The organism is Amycolatopsis vancoresmycina (assembly GCF_000716785.1).
Lineage (GTDB): Bacteria > Actinomycetota > Actinomycetes > Mycobacteriales > Pseudonocardiaceae > Amycolatopsis > Amycolatopsis vancoresmycina.
In genome coordinates, this window is sequence record NZ_JNYY01000001.1 from 879,821 (window position 1) to 903,941 (window position 24,121).

22 protein-coding genes are annotated in these 24,121 nt (G+C 72.4%); 14 read left to right on the top strand and 8 right to left on the bottom strand.

Going from position 1 to position 24,121, the window contains the following annotated elements:
• The first annotated feature begins 25 nt into the window (after nucleotides 1–25).
• The 4 genes from OO60_RS03730 to OO60_RS03745 all read left to right on the top strand — a co-directional run bounded on the left by OO60_RS03730 (nucleotide 26) and on the right by OO60_RS03745 (nucleotide 5,622).
• Nucleotides 26–1,036, top strand: a complete 1,011-nt coding sequence (locus OO60_RS03730; protein ID WP_240490805.1) for a LacI family DNA-binding transcriptional regulator — start codon at nucleotides 26–28, stop codon at nucleotides 1,034–1,036.
• A 40-nt stretch (nucleotides 1,037–1,076) separates the two neighbouring features.
• Nucleotides 1,077–3,374 carry a beta-xylosidase/alpha-l-arabinosidase gene (locus OO60_RS03735; RefSeq protein ID WP_004558424.1) on the top strand — a complete coding sequence of 766 codons (2,298 nt, stop codon included), beginning with the start codon at nucleotides 1,077–1,079 and terminating at the stop codon, nucleotides 3,372–3,374.
• Nucleotides 3,371–4,591 carry an SGNH/GDSL hydrolase family protein gene (locus OO60_RS03740; RefSeq protein ID WP_004558425.1) on the top strand — a complete coding sequence of 407 codons (1,221 nt, stop codon included), beginning with the start codon at nucleotides 3,371–3,373 and terminating at the stop codon, nucleotides 4,589–4,591. The genes OO60_RS03735 and OO60_RS03740 overlap by 4 nt, the downstream gene beginning before the upstream one ends.
• Before the next feature lie 224 nt (nucleotides 4,592–4,815).
• On the top strand, nucleotides 4,816–5,622 hold the full coding sequence (locus OO60_RS03745) for an Asp23/Gls24 family envelope stress response protein (protein ID WP_004558426.1): 807 nt from the start codon (nucleotides 4,816–4,818) through the stop codon (nucleotides 5,620–5,622).
• 52 nt (nucleotides 5,623–5,674) lie between these two features.
• Here the strand turns inward: OO60_RS03745 and OO60_RS03750 are convergent, their stop codons facing one another.
• The 5 genes from OO60_RS03750 to OO60_RS03770 all read right to left on the bottom strand — a co-directional run bounded on the left by OO60_RS03750 (nucleotide 5,675) and on the right by OO60_RS03770 (nucleotide 12,121).
• Nucleotides 5,675–6,157 carry a dihydrofolate reductase family protein gene (locus OO60_RS03750; RefSeq protein ID WP_004558427.1) on the bottom strand — a complete coding sequence of 161 codons (483 nt, stop codon included), beginning with the start codon at nucleotides 6,155–6,157 and terminating at the stop codon, nucleotides 5,675–5,677.
• A gap of 68 nt (nucleotides 6,158–6,225) precedes the next feature.
• Nucleotides 6,226–9,294: an ATP-binding protein gene (locus OO60_RS03755; protein WP_004558428.1), complete on the bottom strand. Its 3,069-nt coding sequence runs from the start codon at nucleotides 9,292–9,294 to the stop codon at nucleotides 6,226–6,228.
• Nucleotides 9,294–9,926 (bottom strand): hypothetical protein, encoded by a 633-nt coding sequence (locus tag OO60_RS03760; protein WP_004558429.1) that lies wholly within the window; start codon nucleotides 9,924–9,926, stop codon nucleotides 9,294–9,296. The genes OO60_RS03755 and OO60_RS03760 overlap by 1 nt, the downstream gene beginning before the upstream one ends.
• Complete coding sequence (locus OO60_RS03765; protein ID WP_004558430.1) at nucleotides 9,923–11,545, bottom strand: KGGVGR-motif variant AAA ATPase; 1,623 nt, start codon at nucleotides 11,543–11,545, stop codon at nucleotides 9,923–9,925. The genes OO60_RS03760 and OO60_RS03765 overlap by 4 nt, the downstream gene beginning before the upstream one ends.
• A gap of 3 nt (nucleotides 11,546–11,548) precedes the next feature.
• A complete protein-coding gene (locus OO60_RS03770; protein ID WP_004558431.1) occupies nucleotides 11,549–12,121 on the bottom strand; it encodes a TIR domain-containing protein in 573 nt (190 codons plus the stop codon).
• A gap of 255 nt (nucleotides 12,122–12,376) precedes the next feature.
• Between OO60_RS03770 and OO60_RS03775 the strand changes: the two genes are divergently transcribed.
• A complete protein-coding gene (locus OO60_RS03775; RefSeq protein WP_004558432.1) occupies nucleotides 12,377–13,348 on the top strand; it encodes an SEFIR domain-containing protein in 972 nt (323 codons plus the stop codon).
• On the opposite strand, the gene OO60_RS03780 is transcribed toward OO60_RS03775, so the two are convergent.
• Entirely contained in the window at nucleotides 13,293–14,894 is a 1,602-nt protein-coding gene (locus OO60_RS03780; protein WP_033260762.1) for a phosphoenolpyruvate--protein phosphotransferase, read from the bottom strand. The genes OO60_RS03775 and OO60_RS03780 overlap by 56 nt on opposite strands.
• Nucleotides 14,895–14,997: 103 nt before the next feature.
• Between OO60_RS03780 and OO60_RS03785 the strand changes: the two genes are divergently transcribed.
• From OO60_RS03785 to OO60_RS03805, 5 genes are read left to right on the top strand one after another with little or no spacing between them, the layout of a single operon-like run.
• Nucleotides 14,998–15,759 (top strand): DeoR/GlpR family DNA-binding transcription regulator, encoded by a 762-nt coding sequence (locus OO60_RS03785; protein WP_004558433.1) that lies wholly within the window; start codon nucleotides 14,998–15,000, stop codon nucleotides 15,757–15,759.
• Complete coding sequence (pfkB, locus tag OO60_RS03790; protein ID WP_033260763.1) at nucleotides 15,756–16,700, top strand: 1-phosphofructokinase; 945 nt, start codon at nucleotides 15,756–15,758, stop codon at nucleotides 16,698–16,700. Before OO60_RS03785 ends, pfkB begins: the two co-directional genes overlap by 4 nt.
• On the top strand, nucleotides 16,697–17,149 hold the full coding sequence (locus tag OO60_RS03795; RefSeq protein ID WP_004561090.1) for a PTS sugar transporter subunit IIA: 453 nt from the start codon (nucleotides 16,697–16,699) through the stop codon (nucleotides 17,147–17,149). The genes pfkB and OO60_RS03795 overlap by 4 nt, the downstream gene beginning before the upstream one ends.
• Nucleotides 17,150–17,151: 2 nt before the next feature.
• On the top strand, nucleotides 17,152–18,597 hold the full coding sequence (locus OO60_RS03800; RefSeq protein WP_004561089.1) for a PTS fructose transporter subunit IIC: 1,446 nt from the start codon (nucleotides 17,152–17,154) through the stop codon (nucleotides 18,595–18,597).
• An 11-nt stretch (nucleotides 18,598–18,608) separates the two neighbouring features.
• On the top strand, nucleotides 18,609–18,887 hold the full coding sequence (locus tag OO60_RS03805) for an HPr family phosphocarrier protein (protein ID WP_004561088.1): 279 nt from the start codon (nucleotides 18,609–18,611) through the stop codon (nucleotides 18,885–18,887).
• A 47-nt stretch (nucleotides 18,888–18,934) separates the two neighbouring features.
• Here OO60_RS03805 and OO60_RS03810 read toward each other — a convergent pair whose 3' ends face one another.
• Nucleotides 18,935–19,486, bottom strand: coding sequence for a TetR/AcrR family transcriptional regulator (locus OO60_RS03810; RefSeq protein ID WP_004561087.1), 552 nt, complete (start codon nucleotides 19,484–19,486; stop codon nucleotides 18,935–18,937).
• Between the two features lie 79 nt (nucleotides 19,487–19,565).
• On the opposite strand from OO60_RS03810, the gene OO60_RS03815 reads away from it, so the two are divergent.
• Nucleotides 19,566–20,435 carry an NmrA family NAD(P)-binding protein gene (locus OO60_RS03815; protein ID WP_004561086.1) on the top strand — a complete coding sequence of 290 codons (870 nt, stop codon included), beginning with the start codon at nucleotides 19,566–19,568 and terminating at the stop codon, nucleotides 20,433–20,435.
• Between the two features lie 7 nt (nucleotides 20,436–20,442).
• On the opposite strand, the gene OO60_RS03820 is transcribed toward OO60_RS03815, so the two are convergent.
• On the bottom strand, nucleotides 20,443–21,030 hold the full coding sequence (locus tag OO60_RS03820) for a TetR family transcriptional regulator (protein ID WP_033260764.1): 588 nt from the start codon (nucleotides 21,028–21,030) through the stop codon (nucleotides 20,443–20,445).
• Between the two features lie 84 nt (nucleotides 21,031–21,114).
• Here OO60_RS03820 and OO60_RS03825 point away from each other — a divergent pair, with 84 nt between their 5' ends.
• Genes OO60_RS03825 through OO60_RS03835 form a run of 3 tightly spaced genes read left to right on the top strand, consistent with a single transcriptional unit; the run spans nucleotide 21,115 to nucleotide 24,120 of the window.
• On the top strand, nucleotides 21,115–22,407 hold the full coding sequence (locus OO60_RS03825) for a cytochrome P450 (protein WP_033260765.1): 1,293 nt from the start codon (nucleotides 21,115–21,117) through the stop codon (nucleotides 22,405–22,407).
• Entirely contained in the window at nucleotides 22,404–23,294 is an 891-nt protein-coding gene (locus tag OO60_RS03830) for an alpha/beta fold hydrolase (protein WP_004561083.1), read from the top strand. Before OO60_RS03825 ends, OO60_RS03830 begins: the two co-directional genes overlap by 4 nt.
• Entirely contained in the window at nucleotides 23,278–24,120 is an 843-nt protein-coding gene (locus OO60_RS03835; RefSeq protein WP_033260766.1) for an SDR family NAD(P)-dependent oxidoreductase, read from the top strand. The genes OO60_RS03830 and OO60_RS03835 overlap by 17 nt, the downstream gene beginning before the upstream one ends.
• Nucleotide 24,121: the final 1 nt, after the last annotated feature.

The window sequence follows — 24,121 nt, forward strand, 5'->3', positions numbered from 1 at the left end:
CGTTTTCCATGGTTAGTCTGAGCCGATGCAGCCCAGTTCGAGGGTGACCATCCGTGACGTCGCCGCCCGGGCCGGCGTCTCGGTGGCCACGGTCTCCAAAGTGATCAACGAGCGCTACGGCGTCTCCGCCGCGACGCTCGCGCGCGTCCGTGCCGTCATCGAAGAGCTCGGCTACGAGGCGAGCCTCGTGGCGCAGAGCCTGAGAAACCACCGGACGAACGTCATCGGGATCCTGGTCGCCGACCTCGAACCGTTCTCGACCGAGCTGCTGAAGGGGGCCGCGGACGCCATCCGCGGCAGCGGTTTCGAACTGGTCGTCTACTCCGCGGGCGGGCGCACCGGCGACCCGGTGGGCTGGGAGAAGCGCTACCTCTCCCGGCTGAGCGGCACCCTCGTCGACGGCGCCGTGCTGGTCACCCCGGCCGTGTCGCTGGAAGCCGTGCCCGGCACGCCGGTCGTCGCGGTCGACCCGCACACCGGGCCGTCGCACCTGCCGACCATCGACTCCGACAACCTGCGCGGCGCCCAGCTGGCCACCGAGCACCTCCTCGAGCTGGGGCACCGGCGGATCGCGTTCCTCTCCGGCCGCCCCGACCTGCAGTCGGCCGAACTGCGCAAGACCGGGTACCTGCGCGCGCTGACGGCCGCGGGCATCACCCCGGACGAGGACCTGATCCGGGTCGGCGCCTACGACCCGGAGGTCTCCGCGGCCTCGGCCCACGAGCTGCTGACCGGGCCGGACCGGCCGACCGCGGTGTTCGCCGCGAACGACATCTCGGCCATCGCGACCGTCGGCGCGGCCCGCGAGCTCGGGCTGACCGTGCCCGGCGACCTGTCCGTGGTCGGCTTCGACAACGTGCCCGAGTCCGCGCTCTGCAGCCCGCCGCTGACCACAGTGGACCAGCCGATCCGCGAGATGGGCCACCGGGCGATCCGGATGCTCATCGCGCTGATCAACGGCGACGAGGTCGGGCCGACCCACGTCACCCTCGACACCGGCCTGGTGGTGCGGCACTCGACCCGCGCCATCCCCTGAACCCCTTCCCACGCCCCCCCCACACGAAGGGCGGAAACCCTTGACCACGCAGCCCACCACGGCCGGAGAGCCGTGGCGCGACCCCGCGGCCGACCCGGGCGAGCGAGTCCGCGTCCTGCTGGACCGGATGACCCTGCGCGAGAAGCTCGCCCAGCTCTACGGCGTCTGGGTCGGCATCGACTCGGGCGGCGAGATGGCGCCGCACCAGCACGACTTCGTCGACGCGGCGGTCGACCTCGACGACCTGGTCCGCCACGGCATCGGGCAGCTGACCCGCGCGTTCGGCACCCGGCCGGTCGACCCGGTGATCGGGGCGCGCAGCCTCGCCCGCACCCAGCGCCAGATCGTGACCAGCAGCCGGTTCGGCATCCCGGCCGTGGTCCACGAGGAGTGCCTGACCGGCCTGGCCGCGTGGCAGGCGACGATCTACCCCGCGCCGCTGTCGTGGGGCGCGACCTTCGACCCGGAGCTCGTGCGCCGGATGGCCGGGAAGATCGGGCGGACCATGCGCGGCCTCGGCGTGCACCAGGGGCTCGCGCCGGTCCTCGACGTCGCCCGCGACCTGCGCTGGGGGCGGGTCGAGGAGACCATCGGCGAGGACCCGTACCTGGTCGGGACGATCGGCAGCGCGTACGTCGCGGGCCTGGAGTCGGCCGGCATCGTCGCCACGCTCAAGCACTTCGTCGGGTACTCCGCCTCGCGCGCCGGGCGCAACCTGGCGCCGGTTTCGGCCGGGCCGCGGGAGATCGCCGACGTCCTGCTGCCGCCGTTCGAGCTGGCCCTGCGTGCGGGTGCCCGGTCGGTGATGAACGCCTACACCGACACCGACGGCGTCCCGTCCGCCGCCGACACCACGCTGCTGACGGACCTGCTGCGCGACACCTACGGCTTCGACGGCACGGTCGTCGCCGACTACTTCTCGGTGGCGTTCCTGCACCGGCTGCACGGGGTCGCGGCCGACCGCGGCGACGCCGCCCGGCAGGCGCTCACCGCCGGCATCGACGTCGAACTGCCCACGATGGACTGCTACGGCGAGCCGCTGCTCGCCGCGGTGGAAGGGGGCGCGGTCGATGTCGCCGCCGTCGACCGCGCCCTCGAACGGGTGCTGCGGCAGAAGTGCGAACTGGGCCTGCTCGACGCGGGCTGGGCGCCGGAGGTGCCCGAGGAGATCGACCTCGACGACGCGGAGTCGCGGGCGCTGGCCCGCGAGGTCGCCGAGCGCTCGATCGTGCTGCTGCACAACGACGGCACGCTCCCGCTCACGCCCGGCACCGGGCTCGCCGTGGTGGGCCCGCGCGCCGACACGCCCGGCGCGATGCTCGGCTGCTACTCCTTCCCGCTGCACGTCGGCGTCCACCACCCCGACGTCCCGTTCGGCGTCTCGGTGCCGACCGTGCTGGAGGCCCTGCGGTCCTCCTACGACGTCACCTACGCCCAGGGCTGCCCGGTCACCGGCGGGGACGACGACGGGATCGCCGAGGCGGTGGCGGCCTGCGCGGACGCGTCGGTGTGCGTGGCGGTGCTGGGCGACCGGGCCGGGCTGTTCGGCGGCGGGACGTCCGGCGAAGGCTGCGACGCGCCCGACCTGCGGCTGCCGGGCCGCCAGGAAGAACTGCTGGACGCCCTGCTGGACACGGGCAAGCCGGTGGTGCTCGTCCTGCTCTCGGGGCGGCCGTACGAGCTTTCCCGGCAGCTGCCCCGGCTGGCCGCGGTCGTGTGCGGCTTCTACCCCGGCGAGGAGGGCGCGGCGGCGCTGGCCGGCGTGCTCGACGGCCGGATCAACCCGGCCGGGCGGCTGCCGGTGAGCTTCCCGGCGGCCGGCGCGAGCCAGCCGTCGACCTACCTGGCGGCGCCGCTCGGCCGGCGCAGCGAAGTGTCCACAGTGGATCCGTCGCCGCTGTTCCCGTTCGGCCACGGGCTGTCCTACGCGCCGGCGACCTGGCTCGACGTCAGCGCGACCGGCTCGCTCTGGCCGACCGACGGCGTCTGCCGGGTCCGGGTGACGCTGCGCAACGACCACCAGCGCGAGACGTCCGAAGTCGTCCAGGTGTACCTGCACGACCCGGTGGCCGACGTCGCCCGGCCCGAGCGCCAGCTGATCGCGGCCCGCCGCGTCACCGTCGCCCCGGGCACGACGACGGTGCTCGACGTCGCGCTGCACGCGGACCTGACGTCGTACACCGGCCGCGCCGGCCGCCGCCAGGTCGATCCCGGCGACGTCGAGCTGCGGGTGGGGACGTCGAGCGAGCAGATCGTCGCCACCCTGCACTGCACGCTGACCGGGCCGCGCCGCTTCGTCGGCTTCGACCGGGTCCTGGCCCCGGAGTTCTCGTCGTGAAGCGGCCGCTCGCGGTCCTCTTCCTGGCCGTGCTGACCGCCCTGTTCGTCGGCGCCTCCGGCCGTCCCGCGCCGTCGCACTGGGTGGCGACCTGGACGTCGATGCCCCAGCTGACCGAGCCGGGCAACCTGCCACCGGCGCCGTTCACCGGGACCGACCGGGTGCTCGACAACGCGTCGGTGCGCGAGACTGCGCACGTGACGGCCGGCGGCCCGCGGATCCGGCTGCGGTTCTCCAACGCCTTCGGCGGGGCTCCGCTGCCGCTGACCGCGGTCTCGGTGGCGCGCCCGGTTTCCGGCGCGGCCGGGGTGTCCGCCGTGGTGCCGGGCAGCGTCGTGCCCGTGACGTTCCACGGCAGGCCGTCCACGGTGGTGCCGATGGGCGCCCAGGTCGTGTCGGACCCGCTGCCGTTCCCGGTGCGGCCGTCGGAGAACATCACGGTGACCGCGTACCTGGCGCACGGCCAGGCGTCGACGTCGATCACCTCGCACCCCGGCTCCCGCACGACGTCCTACCTGCTGGCGGGCGACCAGGTGACGGCCACCGACCTGCCGGGCGCGACCCCGGTGGACCACTGGTACTTCTTCAGCGGCATCGAGGTCCTCTCGCCGGCGTCGGCGGTGGCGGTGATCGGCGACTCCATTTCGGACGGCCGCGGCTCGACGACCAACGGCAACGACCGCTGGCCGGACGTCCTGGCCGGGCGCCTGCACGGGGTGGCCGTGGTGAACCAGGCCGCGGGCGGCAACCGCGTGCTGCAGGACGGGCTGGGCCCGAACGTGCTGGCCCGCCTGGACCGCGATCTGCTGTCGACGAGCGGGGTTTCGCGGGCGATCGTGTTCGAGGGCGTGAACGACATCGGCACGGCGGCCCCGGCCGACGCGGCGGCGGTGGCCGACGAGCTGATCGACGCGTACGACCAGATCCTGGTCCGCGCGCACGCCCAGGACATCAGCGTCTACGGCGCGACGATCACCCCGTTCGGCGGCAACGCGGCTTACGACGTGCCGGAACGCGAAGCGGCCCGGCAGAAGGTGAACGCGTGGATCCGTCAGCCGGGACACTTCGACGCGCTGCTGGACTTCGACAAGGTGGCCCGCGACCCGGCGGCCCCGGCGCAGCTGCTCCCGGCCTACGACGTCGGCGACCACCTGCACCTCAACCCGGCGGGGTATCGCGCGCTCGGTTCGAGTGTCCCGCTCGGGCTGTTTTCGTGAAAAAAAGGTTTCCCACCGAATAGTGGACAATTCCTGGACGCGGTTTTCCCGGCCGTGATCACTGTTCGCCGAGCCCGATCTGACGGACGGTGATCACGCCGGATACCCGTTGGGACACAAGCGAGTCTCGATGCCGGGGCCCCTGTGCCGCGGATCACGGCGATGCCCCTAGTATGTCGCCGTCTGCTCGTCCCCACAGGTCGTCGCTCCCGGAAAGGGAAACCATGTCCGACGTCATCAACAGCATCTTCGGCCGTCCCAAGAACGAAAACACCGGCGGCTACGCCTACGGCACCGTCGAGCCCGAGCCGGTGGTGGTCGCCGAGGCGCCCGCCGCCGAGACCGCCGACGCGGACGTCGTGGTCGAGGAGACGGAATCCGCACCGGAGGCGGAAGCCACGGCGGAAACCGCCGAGGCCGAAGCGGCCGACGAATCCGAAGAGGACGCCGAAGAGGAGCTGGACGCCGCCGAGACCGAGGACGCCGACGAAGACGCGACGGACACCGAGGAGTCCGAGGAGGACGTCGCGGACGCCTCCGACGAGGACGTCGCCGAAGCCGAAGACGACGACACGGACTCGAACACCGTTGAGGCCGAGACCGAAGCCGAGCCGGTCGCGGAGGCGGAGCCGGTCGCCGAAGCCGAGGAGGCGCCGGTTTCCGAGGACGAGCCCGTCGCGGAAGCCGAAGCGGAACCGGCCGTCGAGGCCGAGCCGGCCGCGGCCCGCCCGGCCGCGGGCACCCGCGGCAGCACCACGGTCGCCGACGGGGTGGTCGGCAAGATCGTCCTGCGCATCGCCGCCAAGACCGAGGGCGTGCACAGCGTCGACGACAGCGGGATCAAGGTCGAGCTGGCCGACGAGGTCGCCTGGATCACGATCCCGCTGGTCCTCGAGTTCGGCCACGCGGTCAAGGCGGCGGGCGAGCAGGTCCGGGTCGCCGTGATCGACGCCGTCGAGCAGTACCTCGGCCTCGACGTCGAGGTCGTGGACGTGCACGTCACCGACATCCACTTCCCGGAAGCGGACTGAGCCGAGTGCCCGGTCCCGCACGCCGGGACCGGGCACTCCGGCCGATCGCCGGTCACCGCACCCGGTAGCGCAGGTGGAGCACGTCGCGGTCCTCGAGGCGGCGGACGAGTTCGAGCTCGGCTTCGGTGTCGCCGAACAGCCGCCGTCCGGCACCGAGGAGCACCGGGACGACGTGGAGTTCGATCTCGTCCAGCAGGCCCGCGGCCAGCAACGCCTGCGCCGCCCCGGCGCCGTGCACCATGACCGCGCGCTCGCCCGCCGCGGCGCGGGCTTCTTCCGCAGCTGCCGTGACATCGGTGAAGAACCGGGCGCTGCCGGGCGAAGTGTCCGCGGGATCGACGTGGTGGGTGAGCACGTGGATCGGCACGCCGGTCGCCAGCGCCTCACGGTAGATCTGCCCGCTGGCACCGTCCCCGTGCCGGTGGTCGAGCCAGTCGAAGAGCCGGCCGCCGCCGCGGCCGAGTTCCTGGCCGGGGCGGTCGTCCGGTCCGGCCACGAAACCATCGAGGGACGTCGTCATGTAGAGGCGGATCATGGGAGTCCCCTTCGGGCCGGGTTCGCTTACCACTGCGTCGAACGAAACCCGCCCGGATCGACAGCCGCTCAGTGCTTCCGCGCCCGGGCGATCACCTCCTCCAGCCGCAGTGGGCTGGCCGGGTGGTGGGTCAGGCACAGCGGCGTCGCCACCTGACGGAAGCCGAACGCCTCCCCCGCCACGTAGAACTGCGCCCGTTCCAGCCGGGAGATGTCCGCGACCGGGCTGCCCTTCGCGCGGGCCAGCTCGTTGGCCGCGGCGATCTGGGCCGGGCTGTTGAGGCGGCCGAAGAACTGCGTCATCGCGTTGCCGGTCACCTGGTTGTGCAGGCCCTTGGGTGCCTGCGTGGCGAACAGCAGGCCCAGCCCGTACTTGCGCGCCTGCGAAGCCAGCACGATCGTGCTGCGCGTGCTCGCCGTGAGGCCCGCCGACGACGCCAGCGTCTGGGCTTCGTCCATCACGAACAGCGCACCCAGCGGCCGGTCGCCGGCCGGATTCCGCTTGACCCACGCGAACAGCTCCATCTGCAGCTGGTTCACGAAGTTCTGCCGCTGTTCGTCCGCGGGCAGCCCGACGAAGCTGATCACGGAAACCCGCGCCCGCTTCCCCACCGCCGGCGTCAGCAACACGCCGGGATCGACGGGCTCGCCACCGCCGGCGAAGAGCGGATCGTTGACCATGGCGGCCTTCAGGATTTCGGCCAGCCCGGCGGCGATGCGCGGGGCGTCGTTGAGGTTGCTGACATCGTCGGGCAGATCGGCCAGCAGTTCGATGAGGTCCGGCAGGCTCCGCGACCCCGTGCGCGCGTGGTGGACGACCGCCTGCCGGAGCACGGCGAGCCCGATGTTCGCCTTGGCGGTGCTCCCGGTCAGCCGGGCTTGAGGGGCGAGCGTCGCCACGGCCACCTCGACGGCGGCGGTGAATTCGTCGGAGTCGTCGAGCACCCCACCGAAGTCCGGCAGCGGCTGGAAGGCCAGCGGCCGCCCGGTCGCCCGCCCCGGCGTCCAGACGACGACATCGGTCTCGGCGAGGTACTTCCCGGCGAGTTCGGCGTCGCCGTTCGTCCAGCCGTCGGGCGGTTCGGGCCAGGGATCCCCGAGCCGCGCGAGGTCGTTGTTGGGATCGAGGACGATGGCGGAGACGCCCAGCAGAGCGCACTCTTCCACGATCCGCCGCAGGAGCACGGTCTTCCCGGACCCAGACCCGGCGAAGACGGCAGCGTGCTTGCGGAGAGCGGAGAGTTCGATCCGGACGGGTTCCCCCGAATCGACGACGGTGCCGAGGGTGATTTCCCCGTCGGCGGGCGGCGGGTGGGTCCCTTCGGCGGCCCGCCCCGACGGCTTTTCCGGCAGCACGGCGGACAACAACTCGGACCGGCTCGCGGGCCGCCGGTCGATCAGCCACTCGTGCAGTTCCCGGCCGCCGTTGGCGAGCATCTTGTTCAGCGCCCAGAAGATCCGGACGTCGGCGGGGCTCGGCGGGATCGTCCGGCCGCCGGCGGTGGTGAACTTCTCGACCTCTTCCCGCGTCTTGGCGCCGCGTCCCCAGGCGTCCCGGAGGATGACGAGGTGCCGGTTGTCCGCACCCTGCAACTGCCCCGCCTCGGAGCGGGCCTTGCGGAACCGGCTCAGCGCGGCCCGCGGATCCCGGGCCGCGATCACCCGGAAAGCCCAGTGCTCCTGCAGGTCGACGGACTCGACGACGGTCCGGATGAGCCGTGCGTGCACCCCGCTGCGCCCGTTCTGGCGCTCGCACGACCATTCGATCTCGTCGTTCCCGACCTCGGTGACCCAGCACCGCAGCGCGGCCGACAGCAGGTCTGGCATGGTCCTGTCCACGGTCTTCTCGGCGAGCAGCGCCTGCGGATCGGCTTCCGCCTGCAGCTTTTCGAACTCGGCGTCGAGCTCGGCGAACCGGTCGTGCTCGACCGCGGCGCGCACGGGGACGACCGGCACCGCGGCCTTTTCGTCGAACGAACCGAGTTCCTGGACCTGACCGGCGCGCAGGCACAGTTCGATGTGCGCGCCGATCCGCTTCAGCAGCTGCCGTGGCGTCCACTGCTCCCAGGGCTCGGCGAAGGCATCCGGCGCGACCGGCCAGGTCGGGTGCGGCGGGGTGAACCCCATGGCCTCGTAGGCCACCCCGAGCCGCTTCGCCACCAGCGCCCGGCCGACCTCGGGGTCGAGGATCCGGCCGAGGGTGACCGATGTGCGGAACCGGTCGGGCACCGTCCCGGTCGCCTTCGTGCTGATCTGCTCCCAGGTGCTCGGCAGGCAGGTCAGGACGGTGAGGGTCTTGCGAGTCACCTCGCGCAGGCCCATGAGCCCGTCGGCGATCTGGGCCACGAGCAGGTCTTCCTCGGCGCTGGTCCCGATTTCCTGCGTGCGCCGGCCGGATTCGGCGATGAGGGTGTCGAGCTGGTCCACGGCGATCACGACCGGCCCCGTGAGCGCCAGCAGCCGGGTGATCTCCCGCACGAGGACCCGGGCGGGCTTCGGCCGCGAGTAGATGTTCCACTTCCGCGCTTCCGGCGTGAGCTGTTCGTCGCCGTCGAGGAAGTCCTCGCCGATGTACTTGGCACCGGGCTCCTTGCTGGCGATGAGCACGAGGGCGCGTGCGGTGTCCCCGCATTCGTCCGCAACCCTTTCGTCGAGGGAGTCGACGGCCGTGATGAAGGCTTCGACGTCGTCCACCGTCAGACCGCGCCCGCGCCGGATCCTCGCCTCGATGCCGGCATCGACGTGCGCACGCAGGCACACGCGCAGCAAGAACTGCTTCAGCTGCGACTCACCCGAATCATCGGGGTGGACCAGCCCGCGGCGCAGCGCCTCCGCCGTGTTTTCCCAGAACGCGTCCCCCGCCGTGACGTCGTCGAGGAAGAAGTAACCCCGCGCACGGTGCACCTGGCGCCGGACGAGGCCCAGCAGGTGGGTCTTGCCGACACCCTTCAGACCGCGCAGGACAAGTCCGATCGGACTCGGCCCTTCGCTGCCGGAGGCGTCGCGGATGCCCGCGTTGATCGCGGCGAGCGCGTCGCCGTGCAAGCCGTCGACGTGGTAGGGCGAGTCGTGCCAGACGTGGTCCGGTGTGTCCGCCCAGTCGAAGCTCAGCGTTGCCAGAGCCCTGAGCTCGTCCATCACAGCGCCTCGATGGAGAGCAGGTGGTTGTCCTCACCGCCGATGCGGATGGCCGCTTCGTGATCGGCGGCGGTGAGCGCCTTCCGGTTGTCCTCCGGGACGAGGTGCACCTTGCCCTCGCTGCTCAGCCTCTTGAGCACGGCGTCGACTTCGGCTGCCGGGGCACCGAGCTTCGGCCGCAGGTCGACCAGCCCGACCCATCCGCGCGGCTCCTTCACCAGTTCCCGGTAGGCGACACGGATGCGGCTTTCGAGATCTTCGGCAGGTGCCGAGGAAACCACGGCACCGAACACGTCGGCCAGCCGCAGGTTCCGGGCGCGGCGGAAGTCGTCGAACCCGCCCAGCACCAGGTACAGCACCGTGCAGAGGGTGCTCTGCGGCCGCGGCGGCGGGGGCTTCTTCGCCCCGAGCTCCTTCTCGCACCAGGCCCAGCCGCTGTCGGTCAGCTGGTGGACGAACGTGCGGCCGGACTTCTCGCTGTCCACGTACCCGCTGTCGTTCAGCTGCGTGCGTTCCTTTCCGGTGAGGGTGAAGCCCACCAGCTCCTTCAGCTCCGGGTTGGGCACTTCGCGGCCCAGTACCATGAGCGTGAACATCGCCGCGGTCTGCCGGTGTCCCAAGCGGTCGGTCATCCGAGATCCTTCCGGTGCTGCGTCGTGGGTTGGGCGCGGGTGTCGAGAATCCTCAGGAGCCAGTCGATCGACCGGCGGACGCCCGGCGGGGCCGGGTGGCGGTCGGCGCCGTCCGGGGAATGCGGTTTCACCGCGACGGCGAGGTCCGTCGCGAGGTCGCGGGCCCGGCCGCTGTCGGCCGCGCCGACGGCCGGCTGCAGGGCCGTGACCAGTTCGTCGACGAGGTCCCAGCGCGACGGGCGCAGGCGGGCTTCGCGAACCTGGCCGAGCAGGGCCGGGAGGTCCGGATCGTCGTCGGCGAGCGGGGTGCCGCCCTTCAGCTGGCCGACCAGGTCGCGGGCCACCTCGGCGGGACCCCGTGAACCGCCCAGGCGCAGGTAGCGGAGGTTCCCGACGTAGCCCGGCAGCGACGACGCCTCGGTGCCCGCCGTCAGGATCGGGATCACCCGGCGGTCCTGGCCGAGCGTGCGGTGCAGGAACAGTTCGACCTCGGCCGCCTGCCAGCGGCTGACCTTGCCGTCGACGACAAGGCACAGGTGCCGGGCGTCGTCTTCGGCCCGCGAGAGCAGCGACCGGTCGCCCGAGAGGGATTTCACCGCGCGCACGTCCCGCCTCTTCAGTTCGTCGACCAGCTCGTTCGCCGTGCCGACGGACGTGCGCGGGATGCTGACCCGCAGGTCGTGCTTGAACTCCCGGCGGCTCGACCGGACGGCGGCGACGTAGGCGTCGCGGTTCTCGGCCAGCAGGTCGGTCCGGTCGAGCCGGCAGGCGATCACCGCCGCGACCGTCTCGAGGGCGAACCCGATCTGGTCGGCGCCCGGCGTCTGTTCCGACAGCACCGGCAGCTGCTCGCCGAAACTCCAGTACGACACGTACGGCAGGGTGAGGTGCCGGGCCATGGTCGCCGGTTCGACGGCCTGGTCGAGCCAGGTGCGGTACAGCTCGGCCGTCTCGTCGACGACGATGCGGCGCCAGGTCTCGGACCGGTCGTACTCCTCCCGGTTGTCGAACCGCGACAACACCGGCAGCACGGTCAGCCGCGCGCGGTCGAACGGCAGGAGGTTGCGCGCCGCGTCGGCGCGGCGGGCCGCCTCCACCGCGCCGAGGATGCTCTGCCGGTTGGCGGTGAACAGCAGGACGAGGTGGTCCGGCAGGTGCGCCGTGCAGATCCCGCCGATGTCGGAGATGCCGGTGCGGCTGTCGACGAGGACGAAGTCGTAGCGGGCGGTCCAGAACTCACGGCACTTCTCGAGGTATTCGCCGAAGCCGTCGTCGTACAGGCCGTCCCAGCCGATTTCCTGCACCTGGGTGACGTAGCCGGGATCATCTCGGCCGGCGGCGAGGAAGTCGAGCACGCCGACGCCGGTCAGCCGCTGGACATGGGCCTCCGGGGCGAACCGGCCGTGCCGGAAGTCGTCGACGAGGTCGACCACACCGCCGGACGGCGGCGCGGGCAGCTGCGACCGGAAGTAGTCGCCGAGGCCGGGGGCCTCGAGGTCCCAGTCCAGGCAGAGCACGCGGTGGCCCCAGCGGGCGAGCAGCACGGCGACGTTGGCCAGCGTGAAACTCCGGCCGACCCCGCCCTTGTAGGAGTAGAAGGTGAAGATCGTTCCCGGCATCGGTCAGAACCTCGGCATCCGTGCCCGGCTCGGCGGTGCCGGGGCCGGGGTGCGCACCGGCCAGTCGCCCCGCCACTCCGGCGCCCCGTCGATGAGGTCCTCCAGCTCCGCGGCGATCTGCTTGATCTGCTGGTTGAAGTCGAGGTAGGCCGGCGCGGTCTGGAAGTGCTCGAAGGGGTGGTTCCACTGCTGCAGGTCACGCGGGCGCCGCGCGTGGGCCCAGTCGGGGAAGTGCCGGGAGTCGCAGAAGATCACCGGGTAGATCAGGGGCCGCCGGCGCGCCCCGGTCAGCGCCTCCCGCTCCTCCATCGAGGCCCACTCGGCCAGGCACCATTCGTCCCGGAAGTACTTCGGCGAACAGACCGGAACCAGCACCCGCGAACGTTGCAGGGCCGAGCTCAGTTCCGCGGGCCAGCGGGATCCGACCCGGACCTGGTCGTCGAAGAATATCCGGACGTCCTCGTACCGGTTGTTGCCGAGCACTTCCAGAAGGCGCGGGTGGAAATGGTGGCGAATCCACGCCGATATGTCCCCTGCGGTGCGGAGGTAGCTGATGAACACGTCGTACTCATACACGCGTGCCGCCGCCCCTTCACCGCTCCCGCCAGGCGGATCGATCCTAGATCCGCGGGGTCAGAGGAAGAAGACGGGAAAGCTGACAGATCCAGGACAATAGCTGGCCAGGGCCCGAACCGAGCCGGAAACGCTGCCTTGACAATCGGCAGTCCGGCCGATATATGACAGGCGAACACGGAGCACGAGGGGCCGAATCGTTTGCGGGAAACCGATCTCCCGGATCGGTGATTCACCGACCGATCCGAGGGGAAGCCGATGTCAGAACCCGATCCGCCGAAGGTGTTTTTCAGCTACTCGCACGACACCGAAGAACACAAGGAGCTGGTCCGGCGGTTCGCGACCTTCCTGCACAGCCGGATCGGCCTGGAGGTCGTGCTCGACCAGTGGCACGACAACCACCGCATCGACTGGTCACTGTGGGCCACCCGCAACCTCAAGGCGGCCGACTTCGTCATCGTCGTGGCGTCTCCCCTGTACCGGGCCCGGGCCGACGGCGAGGCACCGCCGGACGAGGGCCGCGGTGCCCAGTTCGAGACCGCGATCATCCGCAACAAGCTGACCAGGGACCTCGAGGACGGCACCCGCCGGGTCCTCCCCGTCGTCCTGCCCGGCCGGTCGATCGACGAGATCCCCGAGTTCCTCAACCCCTACTCCATGACCCGGTACGAGATCGCGGAATTCAGCGACGAAGGCGTCGCCGACCTGCTCGCCGCAATCACGGGCCAGGGGAGGCATCCGATGCCCCGCCGCGGGGTCTGGCGCGGCGGAGCACGGGCACCGCGGCGGGTGCCCGCCGGGGACCTGCCGTGGACGTGCACCAGCCCCGGAGTCCGGCGGGGCGAGGCGTGGATCGACGGCCTGCGCTACGCGGACAGCATCGTCCTGCGGCCGAGGACGCCGTCCGCCACGGGGCAGGGGTTCGTCGAACTGGACCTCGGCGGCCACTACCAGCGGTTCACCACGGTCGCCGGGGTGCTCGACAACGCCCGCGACCCGTTCCAGGTGGGCCGGGTCCGGACGGTGCTCGACGGGACGCCACGGTCCGAACACGACGTCTCGGCCGGGAAACCGGCCACCATCGACCTGGACGTCACGGGCGCCCGCGTGCTGCGGCTCGAGCTGTCCCGGCCGGGCGTGGCGGCGTCTCCCTTCGGTTCCGCGGCCGTCGTCGTCACCCGGCGAGGCCGGCCGCCCGAGCTCGCCCTCGGAGATCCCGCCGTGACCTGACGCGGCACGTCTCGAGGTCCACCTCGCGCAATACCGCGCCCACGCCCGCCAAGGCGACCGCGTTCGTCGAAAGCGACGTCACGCCCAAGCCGACCAGCACCGGGGCCAGTGACGGGTCCGCTGCCGCCTCGCCGCACACCCCGACCGGCTTGCCTGCCGCCGCCTCCGCGACCATTCCCACCAGCCGCAGCAACGCCGGCTGGTGGGGGTCGTTCAACGCCGCCACCGCGCCCAGCTGGCGGTCCGCCGCGAACACGTACTGGGCCAGGTCGTTCGTCCCGAGCGAAACGAAATCGACGACCTCGAAGATCGAAGCCGCACACAACGCCGCCGCCGGGATCTCGATCATCACGCCCACCCTGGCGATCCCCGCTGCCCGGGCTCGGTCCGCGAACCAGGCCGCTTCTGCCGCCGTTGCCACCATCGGGGCCATCACCGACAGCTCCACGCCCGTTTCCGCGGCCGCCGCCGCGATTGCCGACAGCTGGCGGTCCAGGAGCTCCGGGCGGTCGAACGCCACCCGCAACCCGCGGACGCCCAGTGCCGGGTTGGGTTCCTCGCCCATCGGCAAGAACGCCAACGGCTTGTCCGAGCCCGCGTCGAGCGTCCGGACCACGACCGGTTTCCCCGCGAACGGGGACAGCACCGCCGCGTACGCCGCCCGCTGCTCCGCCTCCGTCGGCTCCGAAGCCGCCGAGAGGTAACAGAATTCGGTGCGGAACAGGCCGATTCCCTCGGCGCCGGCCGCCGCGGCAGCCGACGCGTCGGCCGCGGAACCGACGTTGGCCAGGAGCTTCACGCGGTGGCCGTCGGCGAGGCGGCCGACGCCGTCCCACTCCGGGCGGGCGGTCCGGGCCGGCGCCCGTACCGTGCCGTCGGCCGGGGCCACCGTGCCCGCGGACCCGTCGACCGCGAGGCCGGGGCTGTCCAGGCCGAGGACGCCCGCGCACGCCACCACCGCGGGGATGCCCAGCGCCCGCGCCAGGATCGCCGTGTGGCTCGTCGGGCCGCCCTCCTCCGTCACCAGGGCCAGGACCAGGTCCGGGTCGAGGCCCGCCGTGTCGGCCGGGGCGAGGTCGCGGGCCACCAGCACGCTCGGCGACGTCAGCTCGGGGACGCCCGGCGGGGCCACGCCCAGCAGCGCCGCGACGATCCGGTCCCGGACGTCCGCGACATCCCGGGCGCGCTCGGCCAGGTAGCCGCCGGCGGCCTGCAGCGCCGTCATGAACTCCCCCGCCGCCTCCCACACCGCTCGCGGCGCCGGGAGCGAGCGACCGAGGACCAGCTTCTCCGCGGACGCGGTCAACGCCGGATCGGACGCCATCGCGGCCGTCGTCTCGAGGACCGACCGGGCATCTCCGGACACGGAACGGGCACGATCAGACAACGCGGTCGCCACTGCAGCTGCCGCCTGCCCGATCTTGCCCGCTTCGGCCGCGAGATCCGACGGAACGGGCTCGGAAGCGGGTTTCGGCAGGTCAGCGGCCACCACGACACGGGGGCCGGCCACCCGGCCCGGGCTGACTCCGACTCCGGACAGCTGCATGAAAAGACCTCCGAACGCCAAGGATCTCGTAACTGGGGATTGACAGTACGGTAACAACGGGCACAATCAAACGGCAACGGGCAAACATCGGAGAGGAACGGGCATGTACGCCGCCGAACGGCACCAGCTCCTGGCGCAACGCGCACGTCGTGACGGCCGGGTCGACGTCAACGACGTCGCCGGCGAACTCGGTGTCGCCCCCGAGACCATCCGCCGCGACCTCGGCGTCCTCGAACGCCAGGGCGTCGTCCGCCGCGTCTACGGCGGCGCCGTCGCCGTCGAACGGCTCGACTTCGAACCCGAGGTCGCGCAGCGGGACCAGACCAACGCCGCCGAAAAGGACGCGATCGCGCGGGCCGCCCTCGACCTGGTGCCCGACCGCGGCTCGATCCTGCTCGACGCGGGCACCACGACCAGCAGGCTCGCGACGCTGCTGCCCACCGACCGCGAGCTCACGGTGATCACCAACTCGATCCCGGTTGCCTCGATCCTCGCCACCCGCCCGGGCATCACGCTGCACATCCTCGGCGGCCGCGTCCGCGGGACGACGCTCGCCGCGGTCGAAGCCTGGACGCTGCACGCGCTCGACGGCCTCCTCGTGGACGTCGCTTTCCTGGGCGCCAACGGCTTTTCGGCCGAACACGGCTGCACGACGCCGGACATGGCCGAGTCCGCGGTGAAGGCCGCCGTGGTCGCCGCCGCCCGCAAGCGGGTGCTGCTGGCCGACCACAGCAAGTACGGCACCGACCAGCTCAGCCGGTTCGCGCGGCTGGCCGAGATCGACGTCCTGGTCACCGACAACGGCATCGACGCCGGCGCGGTGGCCGAACTCGAGGAAGCGGGCCCGGAGGTGGTGCTGGCGTGATCGTCACCGTGACCCCCAACCCCAGCCTCGACCGGACGCTGCGGCTGGCCGAGCTGCGGCGCGGCGAGGTGCTGCGGGCGTCCGCCGTCCGGCTCGACCCGGGCGGCAAGGGCGTGAACGTCGCCCGCGCGCTGGCCGCCGCCGGGACCCCGACCGTGGCCCTGATGCCCGCCGGCGGCCCGGTGGGCGAACGGCTGGGCGAACTGCTCGCGCCCGAAGGCGTGCCGGTCGTCGCGGTGCCGATCGCCGGGTCGACCCGCAGCAACATCACGCTCGTCGAAGCCGACGGGACCACGACGAAGATCAACGAGCCGGGCCCGGAGATCTCCCCCGCCGAGCTGGCCACCCTCGAACGCCGGGCCGTCGAGCTGGCCGCGCGCGGCGAATGGCTGGTGTGCTGCGGAAGTCTCCCCGCCGGCGTGCCCGACGACTTCTACGCGCGGCTGACGAAGCTCGCGCACGATGCCGGCGCGAAGGTCGCCGTCGACTCCTCCGGCGCGCCGCTCGCCGCCGCCTGCGCGGGCGGCCCGGACCTGCTCAAGCCGAACCTCGACGAGCTGACCGAGCTCGCCGGCCGGCCGCTGCCGCTGCTCGGCGACGTCGTCGCGGTCTGCCGGGAGCTGATCTCCGGCGGCGTCGGCCGCGTGCTGGTCAGCCTGGGCGCGCGCGGCGCGGTGCTCGTCGAGGAGACCGGGACCTGCCACGCGCTCGGCCCGCTGGTGGCCGTGCGCAGCACCGTCGGCGCCGGAGACGCCGCCCTCGCCGGGTTCCTCCACGCGGGAGGAACCGGCCCCCGAGCCCTGCGGACCGCGGTCGCCTACGGCACCGCCGCGGTCACGCAGGAGGGCAGCCGCATGCCCACCCCGCAGGACGTGCACCCCGACCAGGTGCGCGTGCTGGACGTCGATCCTTCCTTCACCCTCAGCGGAGCCGCCGCATGACCACCCCAGACCTGATCACCGCCGACCTGGTCGACCTGAACCTCGACGCGAGCGACAAGCAGGCCGCCGTGCGCGGCCTCGCGCAGCGGCTCGTCGACGCCGGCCGGGTGACCGACCTCGACCTGTTCCTGAAGGACGTCGCCGCCCGCGAAGAGCAGATGGCCACCGGGCTCGAAGGCGGCATCGGCATCCCGCACTGCCGCTCGGCCGCGGTCACCGCGCCGACGCTGGCCTTCGGCCGCAGCGAAGCGGGCATCGACTTCGGCGCGCCGGACGGCCCGGCGAAGCTGATCTTCCTCATCGCCGCGCCGGAAGGCGGCGGCAGCGACCACCTGAAGGTACTGGCCGCCCTCGCCCGCCGGCTCGTCCGGGCGGAGTTCAAGCGGCACCTCCTGGACGCCGCCGACGCCGCCGCCCTCGCCGACTACATCCGCCAGGAGGTGGCCTGATCATGAAGTTCGTCGCCATCACCGCCTGCCCCACCGGGATCGCCCACACCTACATGGCGGCCGAGTCGCTGGAGCAGACCGCCCAGGCCAACGGCGACGAGATCGTCGTCGAAACGCAGGGGTCGGCCGGCTCCGAACCGCTGTCCGCCGAGGACATCGCGAGCGCGGACGCCGTCATCTTCGCCGCCGACCTCGCCGTGCAGGGCCGGGACCGGTTCGCCGGGAAGCCGATCGTCGAGGCGCCGGTCAAGGCCGCGATCAACGACGCGGCCGGGCTGTTCGAACGCGCCAAGGCCGCCGCGCGCGAGCCCGTCGCCCCCGCGGCCCCGGAGCTGACCTCGAAGGTCGGCGCGAACGACAAGGCGGGCACCAAGGTCCGGCAGTGGCTGATGACCGGGGTCAGCTACCTGATCCCGTTCGTCGCCGCGGGCGGGCTGCTCATCGCGCTCGGGTTCGCCTTGGGCGGGTACGAGATCTCCGACGCGCCCGCGGTCACCGAGCACTTCGACGCCGGTTCGGTGGCCGGCTGGGCCGCGCTGATGTTCCAGATCGGCAGCGCCGCCTTCAAGTTCCTGGTGCCCGTGCTGGCCGGGTTCATCGCCTTCGCGATGGCCGACCGCCCGGCCATCGCGCCCGGTTTCGTCGGCGGCGCGATCGCCGTCACGGTCGGCGCCGGGTTCCTCGGCGGCCTCGTGGCCGGTCTGCTGGCCGGTGGCGTGGTGCTGTGGCTGAAGAAGATCCGGGTGCCGAAGGCGATGCGCGGCATCATGCCGGTGGTCGTCTACCCGCTGCTCGGGTCCATTGTGGTCGGTGTGCTGATGTACGTCGTGGTCGGCAAGCCGATGGCGGCCGCGACGAGCGGGCTGACCAACTGGCTCAACAGCCTCAGCGGGGCCAGCGCGCTGCTCCTGGGCGCGCTCCTGGGCCTGATGATGGCGTTCGACATGGGCGGCCCGGTCAACAAGGCGGCCTACACCTTCGCCGTCGGCGGCCTGACCACCGGCGCCACCGGGTCGCTGCAGATCATGGCCGCGGTGATGGCGGCCGGGATGGTGCCGCCGCTGGCGCTGGCGCTGGCCTCGACCGTCCGCAAGAAGCTGTTCACCGAGGCCGAGCGCGAGAACGGCCGGGCGGCCTGGCTGCTCGGGGCGTCGTTCATCACCGAGGGCGCGATCCCGTTCGCGGCGGCGGACCCGTTCCGGGTGATCCCGTCGATCATGCTCGGCTCGGCGGTCACCGGCTCGCTGTCGATGGCCTTCGGCGCCACGCTGCGCGCCCCGCACGGCGGGATCTTCGTCCTGCCGCTGATCGGCAGCCCGTTGCTGTTCCTGGTGGCATTGATCGCCGGCACCGCGGTCGCGGCCGGCTCGGTCATCGCCCTCAAGCAGGTGCGCTTCCGCTCGGCGGAACGCTCCGCCGCCGTCTCCGGCCAGCCCGTCAACGCGTGAAGGAGTCCACTGTGTACCACCGCCGCACGCTCGTCGCCAGCAGCGTCGGGCTCCACGCCCGCCCCGCCGGCCTGGTCGCGAAGACGGCCGCCGGCCAGCCCGCGAAGGTGAAGATCGCGAAGATCACCGGCGGGGTGGCGGGGGACCCGGTCGACGCGGCCAGCGTCCTCGGCCTGATGACCCTGGGCGCGGCCCACGGGGACGAGGTCGAGCTGTCCGCCGACGGCGACCAGGCGCAGACCTCGGTCGACGCGCTGGCCGAGCTGATCGCCCGGGACCTGGACGCGTAACCCGGCACGAGGGCGCGGCACGCGGGTGCCGCGCCCTCGGCGCGTCTTCAGGCGCGGATGCCTTCGAGCTGCAGGTCGATCAGCCGCCGCCACCGGCCGTCGCCCATGTTCGCCATGGCGGCGCGGGTGATGAGGATGAAGTCCCCGGGGCCGAAGTCCGTGCGCAGCCGCCCGGCTTCGACCGCGCGTTGCACGATGCGCCCGACGATCGCCGAGAACGCGGCCTTCTGCTCTTCGATGTCGGCCCAGCTCGGTTCGTCCGGCCCGAGCAGGGCGAACCGGAACGCGGCGTCGGGTTCCGCCGCCTCCAGGTAGCCGTAGAGCAGCGACTCGAACGCCACCCAAGGGTCGTCCGCCTGCTCGGCGGCCTCGGCGAGGAAGGTCATTTCCTCGAACCGGCGGCCGATGATCGCCGCGCGCAGGGCCTGCTTGTCGGCGAAGTGCCGGTAGAGGGTGCCGACGCCCAGCCCGGCGCGGTCGGCGATCTCCTCCATCTGGACGGCGTCGCCACGCTGGGCGAACAGATCGCCGGCGGCGTCGAGGATGGCGTCGCGGTTGCGCCGGGCGTCGGCGCGCAGCGCACGTCGGGAAGCGGTCATGGTCGCCCCAGCGTACTTGACGGTGGCGGCTCCCGGGCTATATTCGGAAGCGGAATTCACCTTCAGCTTAGGAGCTCCCATGATCGTCGTGACCACGCCCACCGGGCAGGTCGGCCGCCGGCTCGTCCGGCACCTCCTGGCCGCCGGCACCAAGGTCAAGGTCGTCGTCCGCGACGCCGCCCGGCTCGGCGACGACGTCCGCGAGCAGGTCGAGGTGGTCGAGGGAACGCACGACGACCCGGCCGTGCTCGACGCGGCACTGCCCGGCGCCGAGGCGCTGTTCTGGCTCGTACCGCCGAACCCGGCCGCGGCGAGCGCCGAAGAGCACTACCTCACCTTCGCGCGGGCCGGTGGTGCGGCGGTCCGCCGCCATGGCGTCGGCCACGTCGTCGCCGTGAGCAGCGCCGGACACGGGTGGACCAAGCCCGCGGGGGTGCTTTCCGCGGCCTTCGCCATGGACGTCGAGCTCCGGAAGGCGGGCGCGGCCTACCGGGCGGTGTCGCCGCCCTTCTACATGGAGAACCTGCTCGGCCAGCTCGCCTCGATCCGGGAGCGGGGCGTGTTCGCCCTGGCCTGCGCCGCCGACCGGCCGCTCGCCACGATCGCGACCCGCGACATCGCGGCCACCGCCGCGGGACTGCTGACGGACCGGTCCTGGACGGAACAGGCGGACGTGCCGGTGTTCGGCCCCGACCGGCTCACGCCCGAGGGTATGGCCGAGGTGCTGAGCGAGGAGCTGGGCCGGCCGGTCGCCTACCAGCGCATCACCCTGGCCGGCTTCGCCGCGATGCGCCGGTCCCAGGGGGCGAGCGAACGGCTGGTCGCGGACGCGGCCGAGATGTTCGCCGCCCAGGACGACGGCATCTACGACGCGGACTGGGCGACGGCGACGATCGCGGCGACGGACTTCCGGACCTGGTGCCGGGAGGTGCTGAAGCCCGCGCTCTGAGGGGAAGTCAGGCCGGGCCGAGCAGGGCGATCGAGGCGCGCACCGCCACCTCGGTGACGTCGCCGGCCCGGCCGCCGTCCTCGACGGTTGTTGCGATCAGCTCGCGCAGGCCGCCCAGCAGCATGATCGACAGCTGGCGGGACGGGGGGCTGATGCCCGCCGCGCGCATCTCGGGGGTGTCCGTCAGGCGGTGCGTCATCGCGATGAACCCCTCCATCGCGTCGCGCTGCAGGTCGCGGGCCGGGGCACCCAACGCCGGGACGTCGCGGATCCAGCTCAGCGTGATCGCCGGCTCGGACTCCGCGCAGGCGATCCACGCCTCGATCGCCTGGCGGACCTGGCGCGCCCACGGTGCCTGCGGGTCCACCGCCTCGGAAATCTGCTGGATCATCGACCGGTTCGCCTCCGCCAGCAGCGCGATCAGGCACTCTTCACGGCTGGCGAAGTGTTCGTAGAACGTGCGGCGGGACGTGCGGGCGCGGCGGACCACGTCGGCCACCGTCGTGTCGCGGAAGCCCGTCTCGGTGATCGACCCGGCCAGCCCGTCCAACAGGCGCTGCCGGTGCGGGCGGGTGTCTACGTCCACTGACGTCACGCTAGACCCTTCCTCTTGAAAAGGCATGGTACACCGGCGTACCGTACCGACGGTACGTTCGCGTACCACCTTCCGGGAGGGTCGATGACGACCATGACAAGCCCCGCCACGCTGCCGCCGGGGCCCACCGTGCCGCGGGCCGTCCAGGGCGCCTACGCCCTGACCCAGCCGCTGCGCGGCATGCGGCGGCTCAAAGAGCGCTACGGCGACGCCTTCACGGTGAACGTGCCGATCTTCGGCCGGGCCGTCGTGATCAGCAGCCCCGCCGAGATCAAGCAGCTGTTCACCTCCGGGCCCGACCTCGTCGACAACCTGGAGGTCAACCTCGGGCGCGTGCTCGGGCCGCGGTCGATGTTCGCGCTGTCCGGTGACGAGCACAAACGGCAGCGGAAGCTGCTGGTGCCGCCGTTCCACGGCCGCCGCCTCGCCGGGTACGAAAAGATCGTCGAAGAGGAGACCGTCCGCGAGCTCGCGACCTGGCCGGAAGGCAAGCCGTTCGCCACGCTGCCGTCGATGATGCGGATCACGCTCAACGCCATCCTCCGCGCGGTCTTCGGCGCCGAAGGGGCCGAGTTCGCCGAGCTGCGCGAGCTGCTCCCGCCGTTCGTCACCCTCGGCTCCCGGCTGGCCGTCGCGCCGATCTCCAAGAAGGGCCGCTTCAACCCGTGGCGCCGCTTCGAACGGATGCGCCGCGAGTACGACGCGATCGTCGACCGGCTGATCGCGAAGGCCCGCGCCGGGGAAAAGGACGACGTCCTGTCGATGATGCTGCAGACCCGCTACGACGACGAGTCCGGGCTGAGCCGCGAGGAGATCGCCGACCAGCTGCTCACGCTGCTCACCGCGGGGCACGAGACCACCGCGACCACGCTGGCCTGGGCGGTCGAGCGCCTCCGCCGCCACCCCGCGCTGCTCGCCGAGCTGGACCGGAACGACAAGCTCCTCGACGCCACCATCCTCGAGGTCCAGCGCACCCGCCCGGTCATCGACCTCACCGCCCGGCAGGTCAAGCAGGACGGCTTCCGGCTCGGCCGGTGGACGCTGCCGAAGGGGTACGCCGTGCTGGTCAGCATCGCGCTGATCCACGACGACGACGCCGTCTTCCCGCACGCGGCCACCTTCGACCCGCACCGCTTCGCCGGCGCGCGGCCGGACCTCTACCAGTGGATCCCGTTCGGCGGCGGCACCCGCCGCTGCCTCGGCGCCGCCTTCGCGACCATGGAGATGACCGTCGTGCTGCGGACCCTGCTGCGGGACTTCACGCTGGTCCCGACGACCGAGCCCGGCGAACGCTGGCACTCGCGGGGTGTCGCCTACGCCCCCGCCAAGGGCGGCCGCGCGGTCGTGCGCCGCCGAAGCACCGGAGGAGAGCAGTGACCGAACAGATCGCCGACGTCGGCCGGGGGATTTCCCTGGCGTACGAACGGATCGGGGACGCCGGCGCCGAGCCGCTGGTGCTCGTGGCCGGGCTGGGCCAGCAGCTGCACAGCTGGCCGGACGCCTTCTGCGCGAAGCTCGCCGGGCGCGGCTACGAGGTCGTCCGGTTCGACAACCGCGACGCCGGGCGCTCGACGCACCCGCGGTTCCGGCCGCCGAGCCTGGTCGGCATGCTCGCCGGCCGGTTCCCCGCGCAGCAGTACGACCTGACGGACCTGGCCGCCGACACGATCGGCCTGTTCGACGCCCTCGACCTGGAGACCGCGCACATCGCGGGGGTGTCCATGGGCGGCATGATCGCCCAGACCGTCGCTGCGCTTTACCCGGACCGGATCCGCACCCTGACGTCGATCATGTCGACGACCGGGTCCCGCCTGATCGGCCGCCCGGCGCTCTCGACGTGGCGGCTGATGGGCGCGAAGCCGCCGAAGTCCCGCGAGGAGGCGATCGCGAGCGCGGTCCGGATGTTCCGGCACATCGGCTCGCACGGCTTCCCGTTCGACGAGGCTTTCGTGCGCGAACTGGCCGCCACGGGCTGGGACCGCGACCCGACGACCGGCGGTGTCGGCCGCCAGCTCGCCGCCATCATGAAGTCCGGCAACCGGACACCGCTGCTGCGGAGGATCACCGCGCCGACGCTGGTGATCCACGGCGACCGCGACCGGATGGTCCACCCGACCGGCGGGGCCGCCACCGCGCGCGCCATCGCGGGCGCGCGCCTCGAAACCGTCCCGGGCATGGGGCACGACCTGCCCGAGGGCGCCTGGCCGACCATCCTCGACCTGATCGACGAGCACGCGAGGAGCAGCGATGTCCCGGCCTCGTAGTCTCACCGGGCGTCCGGTGGTCATCACCGGCGCGGCGTCCGGCATCGGCCGCGCGCTGGCCACCCGGCTGTCACGGCTCGGTTCGCCGGTCGCCCTCGCCGACGTCGACGAAGACGGCCTCAAGGCCACCGCGGCCGCCCTGCACGGCCGCGTCCTCACCCGCGTCCTCGACGTCCGCGACGCCGACGACCAGCTCCGGTTCGCCGCCGAAGTCCGCGAGTGGCTCCCGGCGCCGCTGGCCGCGGTGTTCAACAACGCCGGGGTCGCGGTCACCTCGTCCGTGCTCGACGCCGTGCCCGAGGACGACGACTGGCTGCACGACATCAACTTCCACGGCGTGGTGCACGGGACGCGGGCGTTCCTGCCGATCCTCGTCGAGCAGGGCGAAGGCGCGATCGTGAACACCTCCAGCGTCTACGGCCTGCTCGGGGTGCCGTACCAGAGCGCCTACTGCGCGGCGAAGTTCGCCGTCCGCGGCTTCACCGAGTCGCTGCGGCAGGAGCTGCGCGGCACCCACGTCCGCGCAGTGACCGTCCACCCGGGCGGCATCACGACGAACATCGCGCGCAACGCCCGGGTACGCCGCGACCCCGAGGGCCGGGGCCGCACCCACGAGCAGATGGCCGCGCAGTTCGAGGCCATGACGATGACGTCGCCGGACAAGGCGGCGGCGATCATCCACACCGGCGTCGACCGCGGGAAGGCCCGCATCCTGGTCGGCCCGGACGCCTACCTGTTCGACGCGCTCGCCCGCATCACCCCCACCCACTACAACGCCGTGCTGACCCGCGTGCTGCAGCGCGCCCGGCGGACGGAGGCCGTCTGAG